Genomic DNA, 21,131 nt, shown 5'->3' with positions numbered 1-21,131 from the left:
AGAATTCTTAATGAATTTCCCTAAATTTTTTATTATAAATATTTCTTAAAAAGACTTATTTATTGCAGTTCCACATCGAATGTGGTCAATTCTTTAAATTGTCTCAATCTTTCGAACATATCTGATTCGCTAACTTCCTGAATTCTTTCTGTCCCGAATTTCTCAACAGTGAAAGAAGCCATTGCAGATCCTACGATCAAAGCAGACTTCATCGTTTCGAAATCGATCTTTTCTTTTTTAGCAAGATAAGCCGCGAAACCTCCTGCAAAAGTATCTCCGGCACCAGTCGGATCAAAAACCTCTTCCAATGGAAGCGCAGGGATAGCGAATACTTTATTGTCATGGAACAGTAAAGCTCCATGTTCTCCTTTTTTGATGATCACATAATCAGGACCCATCGTATGAATTTTTTTAGCTGCTTTTACTAAAGAATATTCTCCGGAAAGCTGTCTTGCTTCTTCATCATTGATCGTAATTACATCCGTTTTAGCAATCATGTCCATTAAAATATCCCAGGCACTGTCCATCCAGAAATTCATGGTATCAAGGATTACAAGTTTAGGACGAACATTCATTTTTTCAAGAACAGACAACTGAACACCCGGGTGTAGGTTCCCCAATAATAAAATCTCTGAATCCTGCATAGAATCTGGAATTTTCGGGTCGAAGTTTTCCAAAACATTCACTTCAGTAGCCAGCGTATCTCTTGTATTCAGATCATTATGGTATTTTCCGGACCAGAAGAACGTTTTGCCTTCTTTTACGATTTCAATTCCTTCAATATTTACCTCTCTGTCGGTAAACATATCAAGATGTTCTTGCGGAAAATCTCCTCCTACTACAGAAACGATACCGGATTTAACACCCAAAATAGATGACGTGATACCAATATATGTGGCAGCACCTCCCAAAATTTTATCTGTTTTACCAAATGGCGTCTCGATTGCGTCAAATGCAACACTTCCTACAACTAAAAGTTTCATATATTTTTCAATGTATTTTAAAAGTAATTTATTTTTTCCATTCGAAAGTATCCAGCATGTGTTTCATATCATTTTTGATATAGTCTATTGCCGGGGCCAAAGAATCGGGTTTTGGCCTTGTATTAAAGTATAAATAAGCAGTTACGAAATGTTTCGTACTGTCTGTAACGTAAAATTGAAGATTGGAGGCGCTCTGTCCTTTGAGTTCATAGAAGTTCCCGTATACCTTTTTTTCAGGGTATTCAAAGGATTTTGTGTCTATGGAACTAGCTTTTACAGTGTGCTCGTACACCATTTTTTCTGCTTCTCTGATATGATCGGCAAAGTCATTCTGTATAGGATAATACGTAACGAAGACTTTTGCTTTCATCTTAGGATAGTTCATATAGTACCAACAAGGCTTTTTAGCATTGGTAATAAGCGCAAAGTTAGAATACTCAAAACTGTATCCACAATTAGATTCGAACTTTTGATATTTGGGGGTCGGATATTCCAGACGAAGCTCCCCATAAGGCTTGGGAGCAGGGTCTTTCCCGCATGAAATTAAAAGCAGTGATACGAAAATAAAAATGACGTTTTTAATCATTTTGCAAAAGTACAAATTAGATTTCAGATTTCGGAAGACAAATTTCAGTCTTTCAACGAGTTTTGGACATAGTTTTCCAAAGGTTTGGGAAAAGATTTATGATGGAAGCCTTCTAGGTCGGTAATGAGGTATTCATTTTGAGCTGTAAAATCATTCCAGACCGTCTCCGAATCTACCTCAACATCATAAATTTCAATGTTCACATTCTTATGGGTAAGTTTATGACTGATTGTTTTTGAGCTTTTGATAAAGGGTTCCAGTTCCGCAGAAATGGCAGGTAAAAATTCAAATAATTTTTTCCAGATGAAGTCGTCTTTTCTTTGCTGTATCAGAAACTGACCGTTCCGATGGACAAAATAATAGGTCAAATCAAGATTTTCAGTCTTCACCTTCTTTGTTTTTACCGGAAATTCCGAGATCTTATTTAAAGAAAATGCCAAACAGTCTTTGTTAAGCGGACATACTCCACACAGAGGATTTTTCGGCTTACAAATTTCAGAACCCAGATCCATCATCGCCTGGTTAAAATCCCCAACATTTTCGGGCATCACGAGATTCGCCAGTTCAGAGAAATAAACAAATGCCCTGGAATTCGAGATATCAAAATCATCTGCAAAAACACGGCTTAATACTCTGTAAAAGTTTCCGTCCACTGCCGGCATTCTTCCTCCAAAACAGATACTTGAGACAGCTGCAGCCGTATATTTACCAACGCCTTTTAGCTTTAGGATTTCATCATACTCAGAGGGGAAAGTACCTTGATACTCATTCATAATCTGGCGGGCCGCTTTATGGATGTTGATAGCCCGGGAATAATACCCCAGCCCTTTCCAATACAGCAAAACCTCATCTTCTTCAGCTGCTGCCAAAGTTTGTACGTCCGGAAATCTCTTGATGAAATTATTGTAATGATTCAATCCCTGATTAATTCTCGTCTGCTGAAATACAATTTCGCATATCCAGATCTTATAAGGATCTTTCGTCTGTCTGAAAGGCAGATCTCTCGCATTTTTCTTATACCAATCCAGAAGCTTGTTCCCTACTTGAAGAAAAGCTGCATCTCTATTATTTTTTTCCAAAAACCTTAGCCTGTTTTAAATATTTAAAAGAATTTCCTCAGGTAGTTATTTCTGAAATACTCCAGAGTTATTCTATGATGCAAAGATAAGCTTATTTATCTTTTTGCACAGAATACACAGGCGCAGTCTTCAGCCACTGATAATTAATATTTCTCTCTTTAGCAATAAATCGATAGCCATCAAGCTTTTTCAGATAGACATATATGGGACCTTCTTTTAATTTTAACCGTTGATTGGAAAGAAACTGAAACGGATAATTCAATACGGTATCCCGTACGGTTTTCATCGTCTCTCCGGAGCTTACTTTATAGATGTAAAATGGTCTCCCACGACCACTTGAGCTATCGGCAAGCTTTACTGTGGAACTTGTAATGACCATTTCGCTGCCATCAAAGCATTCTTCTTCATTCATGATGTAGGCTTTTCCTTCCTTGCGATCCTTCTCAAACAGGTCTACTTCATAATGATCGGGTCTTTCGTATTCCTTTTTACAGCCTGTCATTAGAAAAAGTAAAAGTATGGGTACAGCACAGGCAAGTCTTTTTTTAATCACATTAGTTTTCATATAATTTGGTAGAAAAAAACCGATGTATGATGCATCGGTTTTTATTTTTAAATTAGGGGTGTATTAATCCTGAATGTACTCTGCATCCCATTCGTTACCATCATCTCCTTTGTGTCCGTCAAGTTTAATAACGAAACTTTTTGTAGGGAAATAAGGGGTTAAACGGATATCCAGCCATACTCTGTCTTTGTTTACTTTATCCTGTTCAAAACGAACGATCTTAAATTTTTCGATCAGTTTGTCTGCTCCTTTGATACCATCCAGGAATGTTACAATCTGTCTTCTTAAATCGTCTTCATTTTTTGCATTCCAGTTTTCGAAAGCTCTTCTGTTTAGGAAATCCAGTAAAACTTTTGTCACATAGTCAAATACTCTAACTACAGAATAGGTCTGAAGACCGATGTTGTCTCCTGTAAATAATGTTTTGGCTGAGAATGCCATAATTTTACCATATTCATTAACCATCGGTACAAGTCCCATTTTTTCCAACTGAGAAATTTCACTTTTCTTCAATTCGAATTTTACGGCATCTACTTCATTGATGTTTCCATGCTTTTTACCAGCAGCTACCTGAGACATCAATGTTTTGTGGATTTTTCCTGCTAATGAAGTGGAAGGCGGAAGCTCTACATTCTCCTCTTCTCCTACTTCTTCAGCTCTTCCGCGGCCTACCAGCCAGTTACACGTCATGATCACGTTACTTCTGTGAAGTTCTCCGCCTGTAAGGTTTGCAGAATGGAATAAATCTACAACATCATCCGGTTTGTCCAGATTCGCGAAATCCGTCACCATCATGACTTTGTTTTCATTACAGATCTTCGCCCATTTTTCAATGACTTTATTGGAGCCTAAGTATCCGGGAATGGCAAGGATTGAATAGTTGTCTCTAAGGTCTAAACGGTCGTAATAGCTTTTGAATTCTTCTGCGATCGCATCGATAAAGATAGGATTATCCAAATCTGAAACCTGTTCCAGACTTGCGTTTACAATGCTTACATTGTCTACTTTATCCAATTCTGTATTTTTGTAGAACTGAGCTACGGTTCTGTAGCTTGTTTCCAGCTGGCGAACTGAATCCAGCGTATTTTTTAAATTCGTCTTTAAATTCTGGTCAGCCTGCTGTGCTTTATTTTTGCAGGTATCGGCCATTTTATCTGCAGATTCACCACCTTCTAAAAGATTCATCCAAAGATTGATCTTTTGAAGAAGTTCTTTTCTTTCATCTGTTTTATTGCTGTCGGTAAGGAATATTTCTTTCCTTGCCTTTCTTGTAGGGTTCATATTGGCGATGCCATCTACAACAGATTCAACAAATCCGAAACCTCCAATTTTATTGAGTTCGGCAAGAGGATTCCCTTTCGGTTGTCCTGAATGTTGCTGTTGTCCTTGTTGCTGGCTTTCAGCCGCCTGTAATTTGCTATCCATGATTTAGTGTAATGTCTTTAAATTATTTTTCAAGTTCTTGGGCCACATCTTTCAATACTTCGATAAAAGCAGCTCTTGTCTGCTCATTCTCCAGCATATTACGCAGAATTTTATTCGTTTTCAGCTGGCGTACAATCTTGTTATATTGTTCCTGTTCTACGCTGAGTTGCTGTAAATAATTTGATTTCTGAGTAAGATTTTTTGGAGTGAAATCCGCAAGATTTTGAAAACGGAATTCTTCTTCCACTACACTGCCGTCTTCCGTTTCGTGCTGTACTGCAACAGAAGGCTGGAAATGTTTGAAGACGTCGTCCACAGTCTTTAATCCTGTTACAATTTCAGGGTTATAGGTTTCGTCGGTAGTAAGCTGGCTCACTATCAGCGACTTATTCTCCTGTATTTCCTGAATAGCTTCATTAGCGTCTACTTTTACCTCGTTGCCGCCAACACCATAATTAAACATTGCCATATTATTATTATTTTGAGATTTTTGATTTTGGTTAATATCTGTACCTGAGTAATTTGCAGATGAATCAAACAAATTACCAATCCAGTGTTTAAATTTAAAAAAAAACTGTAACATACAAAATTTTGTCAAGATTTTTCTTGTACTATTTAATTTTCCTTACAAAAAACAGGTTTACATTACTATTTTATGATATCACTAAACTATGAAAAATAAATAACAAAAACGCATCATTTCTGATGCGTTTTCTTTTCTAACAATTTTTGGTTATGTTACCAAATTTTTATTCTGTCCTGAGGCGCTTTATACATTTTGTCCCCAGGTTTTATATCAAATGCTTTGATGAAAGAATCCTGGTTTACCAAAGGGCCGAACGCTCTAAAGTATCCCGGAGAGTGAGGATCTGTCTTCACCTGATTCACCATATACTGGTCTGTTGCTTTTGTTCTCCAGACAGTTGCCCAGCTCATGAAGAACCGCTGATCTTGTGTAAATCCGCTGATCATTCCCGGATTTCCGTGATCTTTAAGATACATCTGAAGGGCATCATATGCTACGGCTACCCCTCCAAGGTCACCAATATTTTCTCCACTGGTAAATTTCCCGTTGACGAAACTTCCTTTTACAGGTTCGTAAGCATTATACTGAGCCGCCAGCTGTCCCACTTTTGCGTCAAAGTTCTTACGGTCTGCATCTGTCCACCAGTTGTTCAGATTTCCGTCACCATCGAAACGGGAACCACTGTCATCGAAACCGTGAGAAATTTCATGCCCGATTACGGCTCCAATTCCTCCAAAATTAACTGCTGCATCTGCTAATGGATTATAGAAAGGCGGCTGAAGGATGGCTGCAGGAAATACAATTTCATTATTGGATCCGCTGTAATACGCATTAACTGTTTGTGGAGTCATTCCCCATTCTGATTTATCAACAGGTTTCCCCACTTTATCTAAGCTTCTCTGATACTGCCATGCGGCTACATTCTGCAGGTTGGAGTATAAAGTAGCACCTTTGGCAGGGGCGTCCACTTTCAGTTGTGAGTAGTCTTTCCACTGATCAGGATAAGCGATTTTTACTGTGAATTTAGACAGTTTTTCCTGTGCTTTTACTTTGGTTGCAGCAGACATCCAGTCCATGTCATTGATATGGGTTTTGAATGATTTCAAGATATAATCAATATAGGTTTCCATCTGCTGTTTTGCTTCCGGAGTGAAGTACTTTTCTACGTATAATTTACCAAAGGCTTCCCCAAGAACACTGTTAACAAGAGTTAAACCTCTCTTATCCATCGGACGCTGTTCTTTCTGACCCTGAAGATATTTTGAATAGAAATCAAAACGGATCTGCTCCAGATTTGCATCCAGGTTGCTGGCATTCCCGTTGATGATATGATATTTTAAGTAATCTTTTAATAACGGCAGGTTCTTTTGGTTAAGAAACTGATCCATATTCTGATAGTACTTCAGTTCACCGATGATCACTTTATCCGTTTTCACACCGGCGTCTGAAAGATAGCCTGCAAGGTTTACATTCTTAACTAAACCGGATAGTTCTGATACATTTTTAGGATTGTATCTCAGATTAGCATCTCTGTTTTGTTCAAGGGTTAAAAGATAGTTGGCCAGCTGTTTTTCAAAAGCCACTACATTTTGTGCAGCTTCTGTAGAGTTTTTATATCCTAAAACACCAAATAGCTTACCTACATACAGCTGATATTCAGCTAATGTTTTTGTATTAGCCTCGCTTACTTTTTGATAGTAGTCTCTTCCCAGCCCAAGATCCGGACCGCCAAGGTATACGGCATTCATTTTGGAATCTTTCATATCGGCGCTTACTCTCCATCCGTAGAAAGAATTATCTCCAAGTCTTGTGGCATCCAGCAGGTATTTCTGAAGGTCATTAAGGTTTTTAATAGCATCTACTTTAGCCAGATCTCCTTTGATCGGAGCCAGACCATCGGCGTTTCTTTTGTTTACATCCATAAAAGATGCATACAGGTTCTGAATTTTCTGTCCTTCGGAGCCGTCGGTATATTTTTCAGATAAAATTTTGTTTAAGATATCCAGAGAGGCATCATCCACATTTTCTCTCAATGCATTGAAAGATCCCCAGCTTGCTTTATCGGAAGGAATCTGAGTGGTTTTCACCCAATTCCCGTTCACGTAACTAAAAAAATCATCTTGCGGACGAATGGTTTTATCCATGTAAGATATATTGATTCCTTCTTCTTTCACTTGTTTTGCAGAGGATTTATCTACCATAATTTCAGGTTTTTTTTCAGTAGTTGCAGTATTTTTTGCACTGCCGCATGATTGTAAAAACACGATCCCCGAAAGGGCGAGTATCCCGATAGTCAGCTTTTTCATTAAGATAATTTTTTTGATTGTACACAAACTTATCAAATATACGAATTTCGGGAATATAGAATGGGAAGAGCAGGAGAATTTGAGAATAAAGCAATTTTTAACAGATATGACTGAGCATAATAGATTATAAATCCGATGGTGTATTTCTAACTTTCAGCAATAAAAAAACCGCTCATTTCTGAGCGGTCTGTATTTATATTTTACCAGATTTTAATTCTTTCTTCCGGTTTTTTGTATAATTTATCTCCGGCTTTCACATCGAATGCTTTGTAGAATGCATCAACATTAATAAGCGGTCCGAAACTTCTGAAATATCCAGGAGAATGCGGATCTGTTTTCACCTGGTTTACCATGTATTTCTCACTTGATAACGTTCTCCAAACGGTTGCCCAGCTTAAGAAGAATCTTTGATCCTGAGTAAATCCACTGATTTTTCCAGGATTTCCTTTGTCTTTCAGATACATTTGAAGGGCATCGTAAGCGATGTTTACTCCACCTAAATCTGCAATATTTTCTCCGTTTGTGAAAGTTCCGTTAACGAAAGTTCCTTTTACAGGCTCATATTTGTCATATTGTGAAGCAAGCGCTTTTGTTGCTTTTTCGAAGTTTGCTTTATCTTCAGGAGTCCACCAGTCTACCAGGTTTCCATCAGCATCAAACTGAGCACCTGAATCATCAAATCCGTGGCTCATTTCGTGTCCGATTACAGCACCAATTCCACCAAAATTAACCGCAGCATCAGCATTCGGGTTAAAGAATGGCGGCTGAAGGATAGCAGCAGGGAATACGATTTCGTTGTTTACCGGGTTATAGTAAGCATTTACCGTTTGAGGAGTCATTCCCCATTCTGATTTGTCAACAGGTTTTCCGATTTTAGCAAGGTCTTTATTGTACTGCCATTGACTAATATCCTGAAGGTTTTTATACAATGTTCCTCCCTTAGATTCAGGAACGATATCTAATTTAGAATAATCCTTCCATTTGTCCGGATAAGCAACTTTTACGGTAAACTTGTTCAGTTTGTTCATTGCTTTTTCCTTCGTTGTAGAAGACATCCAAGCTAAGTTATTGATGTGAACCGCAAAGCTTTTCTTTAAGTAGTCGATTAGTTCCACCATTTGAGCTTTTGCTTCAGCCGGGAAATATTTTTCAACATATAATTTACCGAAAGCTTCACCCAAAGTACTATTGATTACTTCAAATCCTCTTTTGTTAAGTGCTCTCTGCTCTTGCTGACCTCTCAGGTATTTGCCATAGAAAGCAAATTTCATATCACCTAATTTTTCGCTCAGGTAAGAAGCACTTCCGTGAATCATGTGAAATTTCAGATAATCTTTAATTACAGGAAGATTCTGAGCGCTTACCAACTTATCAAAGTTTTTGTAGTATCCAAGTTCCCCAATAATTACTTTATCTGTGCTTACGCCTACTTTTTTCAAATATGCAGGAATATCAACTCCTTTTACCAAAGCAGAAAGTTCTGTCATAGTTTTTGGGTTGTACTGAAGGGTATTATCACGGCTCTGCTCGTTCGTCAGATAGGTCTGAGCAATGCTTTTTTCGTAATTAACGATATTTTTTGCTGCTTCATCAGCATTTTTATATCCTATTTCTTTCAACATAGAAGCTACATATTTCTGATATTCAGCAAGAGCTTCTGTGTTTTTTTCGTTTACTTTCTGGTAGTAGTCTCTTCCTAACCCCAATGAAGCATTTCCTAAGTAAACGGCATTCATTTTAGAGTCTTTAAGATCTGCATCTACACCCCATCCATATAAAATATTTTCTCCGTCTTTCGTTACTGAAGTAAGATAGTTCTGAAGGTCAGCAAGATTTTTGATGGCATCAATTTTATTCAGGTTGTCCTGAATAGGTTTAATTCCGTCTGCATTTCTCTTCTGCATATTCATATAGTTCGCATACAGATCCTGAATCTTTTTCCCTTCGCTTCCGTCAGCAAATTTATCTTTCAGAAGAGAGTTCAGGATTGTCATTGAATGGTTGTCTGTATCATCAGCCAATTTATTGAAACTTCCCCAAGTAGGCTTATCGGAAGGAATTTTGGCAGTTTTCATCCATGTTCCACTCACGTAATTATAAAAATCATCCTGTGGGCGAACAGAGGTATCCATCAGGCTAAGGTCTAAACCTTTATCTGAGGCATTTACTGCTGTTTTAGTTACTTTAGCCTGAGCACTCACTGTATTTAGTGAGCAAACTCCAGCTAGTAAAAACAAAGAAAGCGTTAGTTTTTTCATTATGATAACAATTTATACAATATGTATAGTCTTTTAATTATTTGTTACTTTTTAACGAAAACAAATTTACATAAAATTAAGAAACCACCGTCTCTTTTACATTTCCAGTTCTTTTTAAGAATCCCCAAGCCTGCATTTCTCCCTTCAAAGCCTTTCTTAAACTTCTGAACAGCACGATATACATCAGCCATCTATACCCAAATCTTTGGGGAAGAATGTAGAAAAGGTTGCCTAATTTCTCTTTCTGCATGATGAAAGCAGCGAAAGCCAGAGAGGCATCTACAAAAAGAAACAGGAGATAATACGTAAATATTTTCGATCCGTTTCCTGATAAAATCCCAAAGAACATCAGCACATCCGCCAACGGTGAAAAAAATGGAATAATATATTGAAACAATAAAATATTCGGCATGGCCCAAAGTCCCAATCCTTTGTATTCGGGGGTAAGAAATGTCTGTTTTTGTTTCCAGAACATCTGCATAATTCCATAAGTCCAACGGAAACGCTGTTTCAAAAACTGCTGTACGGATTCCGGAGCCTCAGTGATCGCAACCGCTCTGTTTTCATTGGCAACAGTATATCCTTTTCTTAGAATTTTCACTGTAATATCACAATCTTCCGCCAGGGTATCGGATGAATATCCGCCTACTTCTCCAATAACTGATCTTTTGAATGCACCAATAGCCCCCGGTATTACGGTAATGGCATTAATATATGCGTAAGCAAGCCTATCAAAGTTCTGGCTGGTGGTATATTCAATCGCCTGCCATTTGGTGAGCCAGTTGACTTTATTTCCAACTTTCACATTTCCTGCTACAGCTGCTATTTTTTCTTCAGGATCAGCATTCAGGAATCTGCCAATCAGATATTGTACGGCATCCTGCTGCAGTTTGGTATCGGCATCGATACATACTACATATTCTGCATCGGTATGGGAAATTCCAAAATTTAAAGCGGTGGCTTTTCCGCCGTTTGGTTTGGTGAAAATCTTTAATTTAGGATGATCCGGAAATGCTGCTTTAGCTTTTTCATAGGTTGAATCTTTACTTCCGTCATCCACCATGATGATATCAAAATTAGGATACGCCTGTTTTAAGAGGCTGTTTAATGAGGATACAATATTGACTTCTTCATTATAAGCCGGTACGATGATAGAGACTTTCGGATAAGAAGCCAATACCGGAAAACCACCCAATTTATTTTCTTTTCTTTTTTCTTTAAATGCCCAATAGCCCATTAAAACCAACCGGATCAATCCCAAGGCAATAAAAATGGTAAAAAGAGCAACCAGAAAATGGCTTATCCCGTAGATGGCTGTTGCCAGCACAAGATTAAGCTGCATAACATAATATGACTTTGTTTTAGGAATTTCGGGCATCAATTCTGCTTTCGATTTATGTAAAATAGTCGCCAGATTAGTGAATTGATAGCCTTGTTTCTGCAGCATCGGAATAAGAATTTTAAGTGCTTTTACCGTTTCTGCTCTTGTATCACCTCCGGCATCGTGCAGCAGGATAATATTTCCTCTCTCCTGCTTGATTCCTGCCAGTACACGTCTTACAATTTCATCTGATTTAATCCCAGGCTGCCAGTCTTCAGGGTCTATGCTTTCCCCGATATCCAGATAGTTCTGCTGTCTTGCCAATGCCACAGGAATAATCTCTTCTGAAGTCGTAGGCTCAGAATCCGCATTATAGGGCGCTCTGAACAAAATCGTGCTGTGCCCGGTAATACATTCAATAAGAAGTCTTGTCAGTTTCAACTCAAGTATGGCTCTTTCAGGACTTACTTTAGCCACATTTTCATGGGTAAAAGTGTGATTTCCGATCTCATGTCCTTCCCGGTAGATTCTTTTAACAAGCGGAAGATTTTGTTCTGCATTCAGACCGACAAGAAAGAAAGCGCCAGGCACATGGTATTTTGATAATACATCCAGGATTTGAGGTGTATATGTTTCATCCGGTCCGTCATCAAAAGTCAGTACCAATTGTTTTTGAGGCGCTGAACCATATTTTTTCACTTCATAAGAGCTGGGATAAGTCACATAATTTTCATCCGTGATAATCTTTTCTTTGGCATCCGTTTCCAATGCTATTTTCCCGTCATGAGGCGTATTCAATACATCCAGAACTTCTCCGTCACCAATATAATCCACCATTGTCTGGCCTTTGACATTCTCTAAACTTTTAAAACTAAAGTTGGAAAGTCCGGCAGAGCTAAGGTCTTTATCATAGAAATTCCAAACCCGGCTGTCTTCACTTCCGAGTCTCCAAAGTGCCGTTCCGGCCAGCGGATATTCTGAAGAAAAACGCATGGTATTGAAAATAGAAGCTGCATCATTGAAAAATACATTGTGTAGTTTATTATTAGAATCCGTATAGGAATAATCCAAATTAAAAGTATCATCATTGAAATTGATAACCGCTTTGCTTGCATGAGCTTTAGTAATAGCCTGCATGTAGGTTACTGAGGTATTTTCATCTTTATTGACACTCCAGTCATATCCATAGGCACCTAATCCCAAAATAATTTTATTTGGGGTTGTTTTCTTTAAAATTTTGGACGTTTGAGATTCAATCCATTTCTGGGATGAAATAGGACCTGCATCACTGTCAGCAGAATATTCGTCATAGGCCATCAATACGAAATAATCAACGTACGGATTAAGCTTTTCAATATTATAATCGTCATTATCGGTCATGATATCCATAGAAACCAGGAGCTGATTCTGCTTGAAAGTTTCTGAAAGCTCTTTCATAAAGGCAATGAGATTTTCATCAGAATCAAGATTCATGTTTTCAAAGTCGATATTGATTCCTTTGAAATTAAATTTTTTACACTGCTGGGTAATTTTCTGGATAAGCTGCGTTCTTTTTTTCGGATCCTGCAGTACGCGGGCCAATCCTTCTGCACGGAATTCTCTGTCGGAGTTGTTACTCAATATCGGCATGGCAGCAATTCCGGTTCTTTTGATAATCTTGTAGCCTTCGGGGTCTACATTCGTTTTTAAATCTCCTGTTTTAGGATCTAAGAAAAACCATTCCGGAAAAACGAGGTTAATGTGTTTGATATTTCTCTTCAAAGACATTAAAGACTGCGGGTCCCATGCCACATAAAATGCAGAGCGGATACCGCCCGGAAACTGATTCCAGTTTTTGTTTTGATTTTTAAGTCTGGCTGCTCTGGCTATTTCAATTTTAGAGAGGTTGGTATGGATCGTTTTTTCAGAAATAAAATTTCTGAACCCTTTATATTCTTTAGAAATTTTATTCTCCTGCAGATAAGGCTTACTCGCCGTGATTACGGCTTTATAGTCTTCTTTGAACGGGATTTTCGGACTTCTGTCCAATTTCATCATTAAACCTAATGCCAAAAAAAGCAATACAGCGACGAAGATAAAAATACGGCTGCCCCACTGTACATTTCTCCAGCGTTTTTTATTATTGGTTTGAAAAATCTGTTTTGAATTTTCCACTTTTTATATTTTTTCGAAGGGTGTTCAAAAAGCATGAAAACCCGTGTAATATTTAATTAAAATAAAATTAAAATAAAAAACTTAATCTTTTATAAGTATGCCTACCAAATCCTGAATTATTTTTTGCGAAACAAAACCTACAAAGTCATTTCTTTCTAAATGAGGCATATACAGCTTATAATTATAAACTTCTTTATTGATTTTGATAGTGTAAAATACCGTTCCTACTTCATTCCCGTCCTCTCCTTTCCCCGGGCCGGCAACTCCTGTTGTGGATAAAGAAATATGAGTTCCAAACAACTGCTGGCATCCTGCTGCCATTTCCTGAGCCACCTGCTCGCTTACCACGGTATACTCATCGATGGTCTTTTTGGAAACATTCAGGATCTGGATTTTCTTTTCTGCCGCATAAGGTACAATACCCCCCACAAAATATTTTGAACTTCCGGAGTTTGAAGTGATCAGTTTTGCCAGTTCTCCTCCGGTACAGCTTTCTGCAGTGGAAATCGTTAATTTTCTTTCTGTTAATAATTCACCCAGGATTTTTTCAATCTTATCTTCAACGGTTGCAATGATATGATTTCCGATTAATGGAAATAACTTTTGAATCTCCTCTTCAAGCTGCTGCTGCAACACCTGATCGTCTTCTCCTGTGGCGGTAAGCCTTAGTTTTACACGCGTCCCGATCGGAAGGTAAGATAGTGCTATATGCTTAGGAAGAGCAAGCTCCCATTCTTCAATAGTATCTGATAATATACTTTCGGGAATGCCTACTACAGAAATTATTCTTGTCGTAATATAATTAAGATTGAATTTATTTTTTAAATAAGGTACAATTTGATCCTTAATCAGGGGTTTTACTTCATAAGGTACGCCTGGAAGACTGAAACATAGTTTCCCGTCCTGCTCCATCATCATGCAGGGCGCCGTGCCGTACTGATTTTGGAAAACGGTAGATTTGGTAGGCACAAAAGCCTGCTCGCGGTTTCTCTCCAGGATTTCAATACGTCCTCTTCGTTCCATATAGCCTTTAAGATGATTAAAAGTGACCTCATCCAAAGCAAGTTCATCATTGAAAAACTCGGCTAGTGCTTTTTTTGTTTTGTCGTCTTTGGTAGGCCCTAGACCGCCTGTAGTAATGATCAGGCTTCCCATTTCAAAGGCTTTCCTCAGGGTGTTTTTAATGGTTTCTATTTCATCAGAAATTGTAAAGATCTGGGTGACTTTTACACCAATATTTTTAAGTTCGGTTGCAATAAAATTAGAGTTGGTATCTATTGTATTTCCGGAAAGGATTTCATCACCAATCGTAATAAGAACAGCATTTTCCATAAGTAGTTTTTGAAAAAAAATCTTTTTACAAATGACGGAAAAATCTATGGTTACAGCAACATAAAACGATTTTTTATATCTTTGGAGTATACTGTTTAAAACTATCATTAAAAATTCTAAAATGGCGAAATACGATGATGCCTCATGGCATTACGGTGGAGAATATCCTGAAAATCTCTCTGAAGAAAATGCATCTACTCATATCGGAATGTTTCTTACCTGGTGCATTAACAATAATTTTTTATCTGAGGAACTGAACGAAGATGCCACTGATGAAATTGAAAGGGTAAAAAGAAAAGAAATGACCGGAGCAGAATTTCTGATTGATTTGTGTGATGAAAAATTTTCGGAGCATGATCTTAATGAATCGGGAAACCATTTTGCCCGCGACTATTATACGGATGACACCAGTTTCGCGAAAAAATACAATTCTTTTGGGGATGACTATTCAGCTGTTTTTGATAAAAAAGCAGAGGAACATAATTTCGAGTATGAAAGTTTTTATCACGTTGAAGATACTTTCGAAAACTATGAACTGATCAAACCTGTCATCGACCAGCGTTTTGAAGAATGGAAAGAATATAAGAAAATGTAAAAACGAAAGGGCAAATCTGTTGAATCCAAATTTGCCCTTTCGTCTTTTTGCATATCATTATTTATCATGTTTCACCCAGATTAATTCATCTGTGCTATATCCGATCTTTTTTGCTTTTTCCAAAAAACGCTGTTTAATACTTTCAGGAATGGTATTGGTACGGGATAGAATCCAAAGATACTTTAGACTGCTTCCGGCTACCAAAGCATATTGATAATCTTCATCGATATCTATGACATTGTATCCTGCCCAAATAGGTTTAAAAAAAGAAACTTTTAACTTTGCTTCAGTTTTATCTTTTACAAATCTAGCTTCTCCTATGGATTCTTTCCATTCTTTTTTAACGTAGTCGTATCCTTTATTATCTACCCGGATGGTTCCATCCGGATTTTGGGTATAGGTGGCGGTAACATTGTCCATATTTTTCTCGAATCTGTAGTCGAAACGGGCAATTTCATACCATCTTCCCAAATATTTTTCAGCATTGAAATTCGTAACGGCCGTTGCCCCTTTCGTAATGCCTCCTGAAGAACATGAATTGAAGATCACAAGACCTAAAATACCTAACGAGACGGGAATAGCAATTTTGTGAAGATTTTTCATAATAATACAAGTTTTTGTGGTTATTATAAATCTTCAAAAACAATGCCTTTATGATGTTAAAGAAAGATAAATTCTAGGAAAAAACTTTTAAAAACTGGTCTTTAAAGCTGCCTGAAACTTCAATTTCGGTTTGGTCGGAAAGCATTGCCGTTCCGCTTTTATGATAGGACCTCACGAAATTGGTATTGATGATATGAGATCGATGTACTCTTACAAAGGGAACTTCAAGCAGGTCATCGAAATATTTCAGGAAACGGCATACCATTTTCTTTGAACCGTCGGTAAGATACACCTGGGTAAAGTTTCCATCTGCCTGCAATCTTACAATATCCTCTATTTTCACGACATCAAAACCCTGTAATGTAGGCAGAATCAGCTGCTGCTTTTCTGGTTTTAATTTCAGATTTTCAAGTAAAATTTTGTTTCGGTTAAGCTCTTCTTTCTTTTCAATGCTTTCTGCCACTTTATTAACGGCCAAAATAAGCTCCTGAATATCAATGGGCTTTAAAATATAATAGCTTGCAGATTTATTAAGTGCCTGCAGAGAATATTGAGAAAAGGCTGTAATGAATATGGTTTCATAGGAGAATTCACTGGTTGCTTCTAAGACATCAAAGGCATTTCCATAAGGCATTTCCACATCCAGAAAAACGAGCTGCGGCTGTATTTCTGCAATGAGGGTAACAGCCTCTTTACTGTTTTCTGCTTCGCCAAGGATCTCAATCTGAGGACAGTATTTGGTAAGATAATTCCTTAACACTTCTCTTGCAATGACCTCATCGTCTACGATTACTGCTTTTATCTTCATTTTCAGGGTATTTGAGAGTATATAGCGGATGATATTTTATTGATAATTCCCATTTTTAAATCGTAAAACCCTGTAACCGGTTTTTGAGGTTTGAGAGTCTTTACAGTCACCATTCACTACTTTATTTTTTGTGGTGGTAGATATCGTTTTAATTTTAAGATCTGTAAAACTGTTCGTTTTTGCTTTATCTACAATAATCACAGAACGACTGTCATCAAATTCACCGGCACAATTGGTATCCCATTCTCCGCCGCTTGAATATAAGCTGAACTTATTAAGAACTTTTTTAAGACTTTTCCCATCAGGATAATACATTGAAATTTCTTCTGAAGAATACGGATTGGGTCTGCTGCTGCCTTCAAAATTGGTTTTCACCCCAAAAGCACGGATTCCGTTACTAATGCTGTATAATCCTGTATCTATGGTAATCCCACGCAACATAATAGCATCAGAAATGATTTCTTCAGGATCGAAATATTTATTTTTAATAGCTCCATTTTCATCTGTAATCAAAATAAAATTCTGTACAGTAAACATATCCTCCTCTTCCTTTCCCTGTAAAACAGGAATAACGATGATATAAGAATCTTCTGCATTGGGCATTTTCTTTTCTGTACAAAACTCTTCTTTAATTTTTGTTTTGTCAAGTTTTAAATTTTCCAGCACTTTTTCCAGGCGTGCAGCATTGATTTCCTGGCCGGAAACAATACCTGCTAATGAGGATAATAATAAGATGAATGTTAGTATACTTTTCTTCACGTTAGTGTTTATTTGATGTTAAATTAATAGTGATGGTCACTAAAACCCCGCTATTATGATCTTTATCTTTAATCACGCAGGTAATATTATTTTTATACAGATCGTTAAGCAGCTGAATCCTTTCCAATGTATTTTTCATTCCTCTGCCTTCTCTGGCTTTTTGATGCTGCGTTTTCTGTTTTTTACTTTCTTCAATTCCTATTCCATTATCTTCAACGGTAATTTTTAAATCACTTGTACCTTTTTCAAAACTCAGTTTTAAAAATCCCTTTTCAGTTCTGTAGCGGAGTCCGTGCCAGATGGCATTTTCCAGAAACGGCTGTACCAGCATGCCTGGAACCAAAAGACTCTGCATATTCAGATGTTCATCGACCACAATTTCATAATCGAATTTATCGGCAAAACGTGTTTTTTCCAGCGCGAGATAATTTTCAAGCAAATCCAGTTCCTGCTGGAAAGGAATGAAATCCTGGGTTGAATTTTCCATCACTCCACGCATCAGCTTCGAGAATTTTGTTAAATACTGGTTGGCTTCCAGTTCGTTATTGGTGGCTATGAAATGATTGACACTATTTAAGCTGTTAAAAATAAAATGAGGATTCATTTCCCTGCGAAGCGACTGCAAGGCAATTTTTTTATTTTTGATCTGAACCTTTTTGAGTGTCCTGAAAATAAAAATAATCAATCCTGTCAACAGGATCAGGACTCCAATTAAGCTATAATTGAAGACATTTTTCTTCCGGATAAGCTCGTCTTTTAATCCTTTTTCTTTTTCCAGCTGTGAAATTCGCTGTTCGGTATCTTCCAGAATTTTGTTATCGATCAGACTTCTGTCTTTGGAAACAATATCCGGCAATTTTCCAAGAAAATCACGGTATAACTTCATCGAAGCATCGGTATTTCCGGAAACATTGTATAAACTGTCGAGTCGTTTTACACTTTTCTGGGCTTCCAGTGTATGCCCTTTCTCCAGAGCGATGTCATAAGCATTTTTCAACAAAACAATCGCTTCTCCTGCATCATCTTTTTTAATATAAATATCTGCCAGTTCCTGAATCTGATTCACTTTTTCCTGAGAATTATCTTTAACAAAATCTTCTTTCAGGACTTTCTTTTTTGCTTCAATCGCTTTGTCGAAGTTCTTGTTCGTCACATAAAAATTAGTCAGCTTCTGATTGATTTCCAGTGCCTGCTGCGGTGCCTCTTCTTTTGAGATCTTGTAGGCATTATTGAGATTTTCTTCAACTTTAGGCGTATTTTTCTCCTGAATATTAATATCCGCCATCTGGCTGTAGCTTGCCGCCAGGTCCGCTTTTTTATTATCTTTCAGGCTAATGTCTATATTACTTTGAATGGCTTCCGCCTTTTGTTCCTGTGTAGGAGAAGAAAGTCTTGTGGCATCATTGATGTTAACTGCCCTGCTTTTTTCTGAGTGATTCATGTCCGCAGCCATATTGTAATTAATGATGGCTGGTGTTATTTTATTCTGCTTTTCCTGTGACTGAGCCAATTTCCGGGTTACCATTTCAAGATTTTTCTTATCATTTAAACGCTGGTAGATATTTTTGGCTTTTACCAGAAATTCTTCGCTTTTTGCATAATTTCCCTGGTTGTAATAATCATTGGCAATGCCTACATATGTATCAGCAACTCCTTTATTATCATTATTATCAACGGCTTTTTTAAGTCTTGAAGCAGATTTAAGTACTTTATCCACCTGCGTAGAATCCTGCGCAAAAGAAAAATTTCCAGCCGCAAGGAGCACAATGAATAGTATGTTGAAAAGTGATTTCACAGAATTTCAGATCTTTACTGCAAAGTAACTAAAACTTTGGATATAGTGTCCCATTCTTTACCAAGTGAAAGCTTCCCTTCACCAAGTTTCAGATTCAAAATATTTGTACAATATTGCCTTACAATATAGTCATGTTGCAAGTTGGCTCTTTTATTATCTTTGTAAGATAACCAAAAACTCGACCGAAACCATGAATAAGAAACTACAACTCCTGCTGATTGCATTTCTCTGTATCAATCTGACCGATGCACAAACGTATATTCAAAATGTCAATATCGTGGATGTAGTCCATCAGAAAATCATTCCTGCCCAAACTGTAATGATCAGTAACAGCATTATTACATCCATCAAACCGGGAAAAAAAATGAAAATTCCGCAGGGGGCAAATATTATTAATGGAGAAGGCAAATTTCTGCTTCCCGGCATGACGGATTCTCATGTTCACTTTTTTCAGAGTGGCGGTCTCTATACACGACCTGATGCGTTGGATCTTAGAAAACAGGTTCCTTATGACAAAGAGATTACCTGGACACAATCTCACATGGAAGATATGCTCCAGCGTTACCTTAAATCCGGAATTACTACTGTGATTGATCCGGGCGCCACTTACCATTTTCTCTCACTTAGGGATTCATTTAAAAATAAAAAAAATCTGCCTACTGTATATATGTCTGGCCCTCTGATTACCACTTATGAGCCAGAAGTATTTAAAAACCTTGGTAACAATGAACCTTTTAAACTGGTATCAACGGTAGAAGATGCTAAAAAACTGGTTCAGGAACAGCTTCCTTATCACCCTGACTGCATTAAAATATGGTATATCGTATTTGGAGAAGGCAAAAAAAAGGAAGAGCAGGCTAAAAAACTGGAACCGGTGATCAAAGCAGTTATTGATGAAGCTCATAAAAACAATCTAAAAGTAGCCGTACATGCCACTGAACGCTTTACAGCACAAATTGCTGTACAAAATGGTGCTAATTTTCTGGTTCATGATATAGAAGATGAAGTGGTTTCTGATGATTTTGTAAAACTTTTGAAATCCAGAAACGTTATTGTAAGCCCTACCCTTACGGTAATGGATAATTACTACAGTACTTTTGGACAGCATAAAAACTATACGACCTACGAACTGGAAAACTCCAACCCGAAGACCATCGGCTCTATTGATGACCTGAAATATCTGTCGCATTCTGATGATTCAGTGATGATCCGAAGGCTAAAAGCACAGGTGACTTCCCCTAAAGTAATTGATCATGTAAATACAACCAATGAGATAAGAAGAATTAATCTAAAAAAATTAATGGATGGCGGTGTTACGATTGCAGCAGGTACCGATGCCGGAAATATTGGCACCCAGCATGCCACTTCATTGATCGAAGAATTGAAAGCCATGAAAGCAAGCGGTCTCACCAACTGGCAGGTTTTACAGTCTGCAACGATTAACCCAACAAAGATTTTTAATACAGAAAACAGTTTGGGAAGCATCACTGAAGGTAAAACAGCTGACCTTGTCTTGCTGCGCTCTAACCCGGTTGAAAATCTGGATCATCTTACTGATATTGATATGGTCTTTAAAAATGGACAGGCAATGCCCGCTGACAACATTCTAAAAGTAACGGCAGAAATGCTCGTACAGCAGCAGGTAAACGGTTATAACGCAAGAAATATTGACGCTTTCCTGGAACCTTATGGAGAAGATGTAGAATTATACACTTTCCCTGACACTTTGCTGAGTAAAGGAAAAGAAACTATGCGCAAAACCTACACCAATATGTTCAGTACATTGACTGATCTTCACTGTGAGATCAAAGAAAGGATCATCAACGGAAATTTTGTGATTGATAAGGAAATAGTTTCAGGATTAGACCGCCCCGGAAAAATGGAAGCCACAGCCATCTATGAAATAAAAAATGATAAAATTTCGAAGGTTTATTTTCTGCCTTGATGGTTGGGTGGTGGTTGATGGTGTTTGGTTTTTAGTTTTTAGATCTTGATTCTTTACTCTTTCTCTCTACCATCGTCACTTGCCCGCCCGT

16 protein-coding genes are annotated in these 21,131 nt (G+C 37.6%); 2 read left to right on the top strand and 14 right to left on the bottom strand.

From position 1 onward, the window contains the following. Window positions 1–59 precede the first annotated feature (59 nt). The 10 genes from IW15_RS09215 to IW15_RS09170 all read right to left on the bottom strand — a co-directional run bounded on the left by IW15_RS09215 (window position 60) and on the right by IW15_RS09170 (window position 14,535). Window positions 60–983 carry a PfkB family carbohydrate kinase gene (locus IW15_RS09215; protein WP_034710746.1) on the bottom strand — a complete coding sequence of 308 codons (924 nt, stop codon included), beginning with the start codon at window positions 981–983 and terminating at the stop codon, window positions 60–62. 28 nt (window positions 984–1,011) lie between these two features. After that, the gene (gldD, locus tag IW15_RS09210) at window positions 1,012–1,569 is read right to left on the bottom strand and encodes a gliding motility lipoprotein GldD (RefSeq protein WP_034710745.1); all 558 of its coding nucleotides are present in this window, start codon (window positions 1,567–1,569) and stop codon (window positions 1,012–1,014) included. Window positions 1,570–1,613: 44 nt separating this feature from the next. Further along, complete coding sequence (gene mutY, locus IW15_RS09205; protein WP_034710744.1) at window positions 1,614–2,648, bottom strand: A/G-specific adenine glycosylase; 1,035 nt, start codon at window positions 2,646–2,648, stop codon at window positions 1,614–1,616. A 91-nt stretch (window positions 2,649–2,739) separates the two neighbouring features. Beyond that, complete coding sequence (locus IW15_RS09200) at window positions 2,740–3,213, bottom strand: hypothetical protein (RefSeq protein ID WP_084681390.1); 474 nt, start codon at window positions 3,211–3,213, stop codon at window positions 2,740–2,742. Window positions 3,214–3,276: 63 nt separating this feature from the next. Then, complete coding sequence (locus IW15_RS09195) at window positions 3,277–4,638, bottom strand: DUF5458 family protein (RefSeq protein ID WP_034710742.1); 1,362 nt, start codon at window positions 4,636–4,638, stop codon at window positions 3,277–3,279. A gap of 22 nt (window positions 4,639–4,660) precedes the next feature. Beyond that, a complete protein-coding gene (locus IW15_RS09190) occupies window positions 4,661–5,107 on the bottom strand; it encodes a type VI secretion system contractile sheath small subunit (RefSeq protein WP_034711079.1) in 447 nt (148 codons plus the stop codon). A gap of 269 nt (window positions 5,108–5,376) precedes the next feature. Then, window positions 5,377–7,470, bottom strand: coding sequence for a M13 family metallopeptidase (locus IW15_RS09185; protein WP_034710741.1), 2,094 nt, complete (start codon window positions 7,468–7,470; stop codon window positions 5,377–5,379). A gap of 200 nt (window positions 7,471–7,670) precedes the next feature. Next, window positions 7,671–9,728, bottom strand: coding sequence for a M13 family metallopeptidase (locus IW15_RS09180; RefSeq protein WP_034710740.1), 2,058 nt, complete (start codon window positions 9,726–9,728; stop codon window positions 7,671–7,673). A 76-nt stretch (window positions 9,729–9,804) separates the two neighbouring features. Continuing rightward, complete coding sequence (locus IW15_RS09175; protein WP_034710739.1) at window positions 9,805–13,203, bottom strand: glycosyltransferase; 3,399 nt, start codon at window positions 13,201–13,203, stop codon at window positions 9,805–9,807. A gap of 81 nt (window positions 13,204–13,284) precedes the next feature. Further along, window positions 13,285–14,535: a CinA family nicotinamide mononucleotide deamidase-related protein gene (locus tag IW15_RS09170; protein ID WP_034710738.1), complete on the bottom strand. Its 1,251-nt coding sequence runs from the start codon at window positions 14,533–14,535 to the stop codon at window positions 13,285–13,287. A 121-nt stretch (window positions 14,536–14,656) separates the two neighbouring features. Here IW15_RS09170 and IW15_RS09165 point away from each other — a divergent pair, with 121 nt between their 5' ends. Further along, window positions 14,657–15,130, top strand: coding sequence for a DUF7832 domain-containing protein (locus IW15_RS09165; protein ID WP_034710737.1), 474 nt, complete (start codon window positions 14,657–14,659; stop codon window positions 15,128–15,130). Between the two features lie 57 nt (window positions 15,131–15,187). Here the strand turns inward: IW15_RS09165 and IW15_RS09160 are convergent, their stop codons facing one another. The 4 genes from IW15_RS09160 to IW15_RS09145 all read right to left on the bottom strand — a co-directional run bounded on the left by IW15_RS09160 (window position 15,188) and on the right by IW15_RS09145 (window position 19,095). Beyond that, the gene (locus IW15_RS09160; RefSeq protein ID WP_034710736.1) at window positions 15,188–15,733 is read right to left on the bottom strand and encodes a lipocalin family protein; all 546 of its coding nucleotides are present in this window, start codon (window positions 15,731–15,733) and stop codon (window positions 15,188–15,190) included. 73 nt (window positions 15,734–15,806) lie between these two features. Beyond that, window positions 15,807–16,541, bottom strand: coding sequence for a LytR/AlgR family response regulator transcription factor (locus tag IW15_RS09155; RefSeq protein ID WP_034710735.1), 735 nt, complete (start codon window positions 16,539–16,541; stop codon window positions 15,807–15,809). Between the two features lie 36 nt (window positions 16,542–16,577). After that, window positions 16,578–17,300, bottom strand: coding sequence for a PA3715 family protein (locus IW15_RS21965; RefSeq protein WP_051881875.1), 723 nt, complete (start codon window positions 17,298–17,300; stop codon window positions 16,578–16,580). 1 nt (window position 17,301) lies between these two features. Continuing rightward, complete coding sequence (locus IW15_RS09145) at window positions 17,302–19,095, bottom strand: tetratricopeptide repeat-containing sensor histidine kinase (protein WP_034710734.1); 1,794 nt, start codon at window positions 19,093–19,095, stop codon at window positions 17,302–17,304. Window positions 19,096–19,285: 190 nt separating this feature from the next. Between IW15_RS09145 and IW15_RS09140 the strand changes: the two genes are divergently transcribed. Continuing rightward, on the top strand, window positions 19,286–21,040 hold the full coding sequence (locus tag IW15_RS09140; protein ID WP_034710733.1) for an amidohydrolase family protein: 1,755 nt from the start codon (window positions 19,286–19,288) through the stop codon (window positions 21,038–21,040). Window positions 21,041–21,131: the final 91 nt, after the last annotated feature.

It is taken from the genome of Chryseobacterium soli (assembly GCF_000737705.1).
GTDB classification, from domain to species: domain Bacteria; phylum Bacteroidota; class Bacteroidia; order Flavobacteriales; family Weeksellaceae; genus Chryseobacterium; species Chryseobacterium soli.
This window is presented reverse-complemented; position numbering and strand designations above follow the sequence as displayed.

Coding starts and splice junctions, on each gene's coding strand:
- IW15_RS09185 (WP_034710741.1), bottom strand. CDS start 7,470: ATGAAAAAGCTGACTATCGGGATACTCGCCCTTTCGGGGATCGTGTTT.
- IW15_RS09165 (WP_034710737.1), top strand. CDS start 14,657: ATGGCGAAATACGATGATGCCTCATGGCATTACGGTGGAGAATATCCT.
- IW15_RS09200 (WP_084681390.1), bottom strand. CDS start 3,213: ATGAAAACTAATGTGATTAAAAAAAGACTTGCCTGTGCTGTACCCATA.
- IW15_RS09140 (WP_034710733.1), top strand. CDS start 19,286: ATGAATAAGAAACTACAACTCCTGCTGATTGCATTTCTCTGTATCAAT.
- IW15_RS09215 (WP_034710746.1), bottom strand. CDS start 983: ATGAAACTTTTAGTTGTAGGAAGTGTTGCATTTGACGCAATCGAGACG.
- IW15_RS09180 (WP_034710740.1), bottom strand. CDS start 9,728: ATGAAAAAACTAACGCTTTCTTTGTTTTTACTAGCTGGAGTTTGCTCA.
- IW15_RS09155 (WP_034710735.1), bottom strand. CDS start 16,541: ATGAAGATAAAAGCAGTAATCGTAGACGATGAGGTCATTGCAAGAGAA.
- IW15_RS09195 (WP_034710742.1), bottom strand. CDS start 4,638: ATGGATAGCAAATTACAGGCGGCTGAAAGCCAGCAACAAGGACAACAG.
- gldD (WP_034710745.1), bottom strand. CDS start 1,569: ATGATTAAAAACGTCATTTTTATTTTCGTATCACTGCTTTTAATTTCA.
- IW15_RS09190 (WP_034711079.1), bottom strand. CDS start 5,107: ATGGCAATGTTTAATTATGGTGTTGGCGGCAACGAGGTAAAAGTAGAC.
- IW15_RS09170 (WP_034710738.1), bottom strand. CDS start 14,535: ATGGAAAATGCTGTTCTTATTACGATTGGTGATGAAATCCTTTCCGGA.
- IW15_RS09160 (WP_034710736.1), bottom strand. CDS start 15,733: ATGAAAAATCTTCACAAAATTGCTATTCCCGTCTCGTTAGGTATTTTA.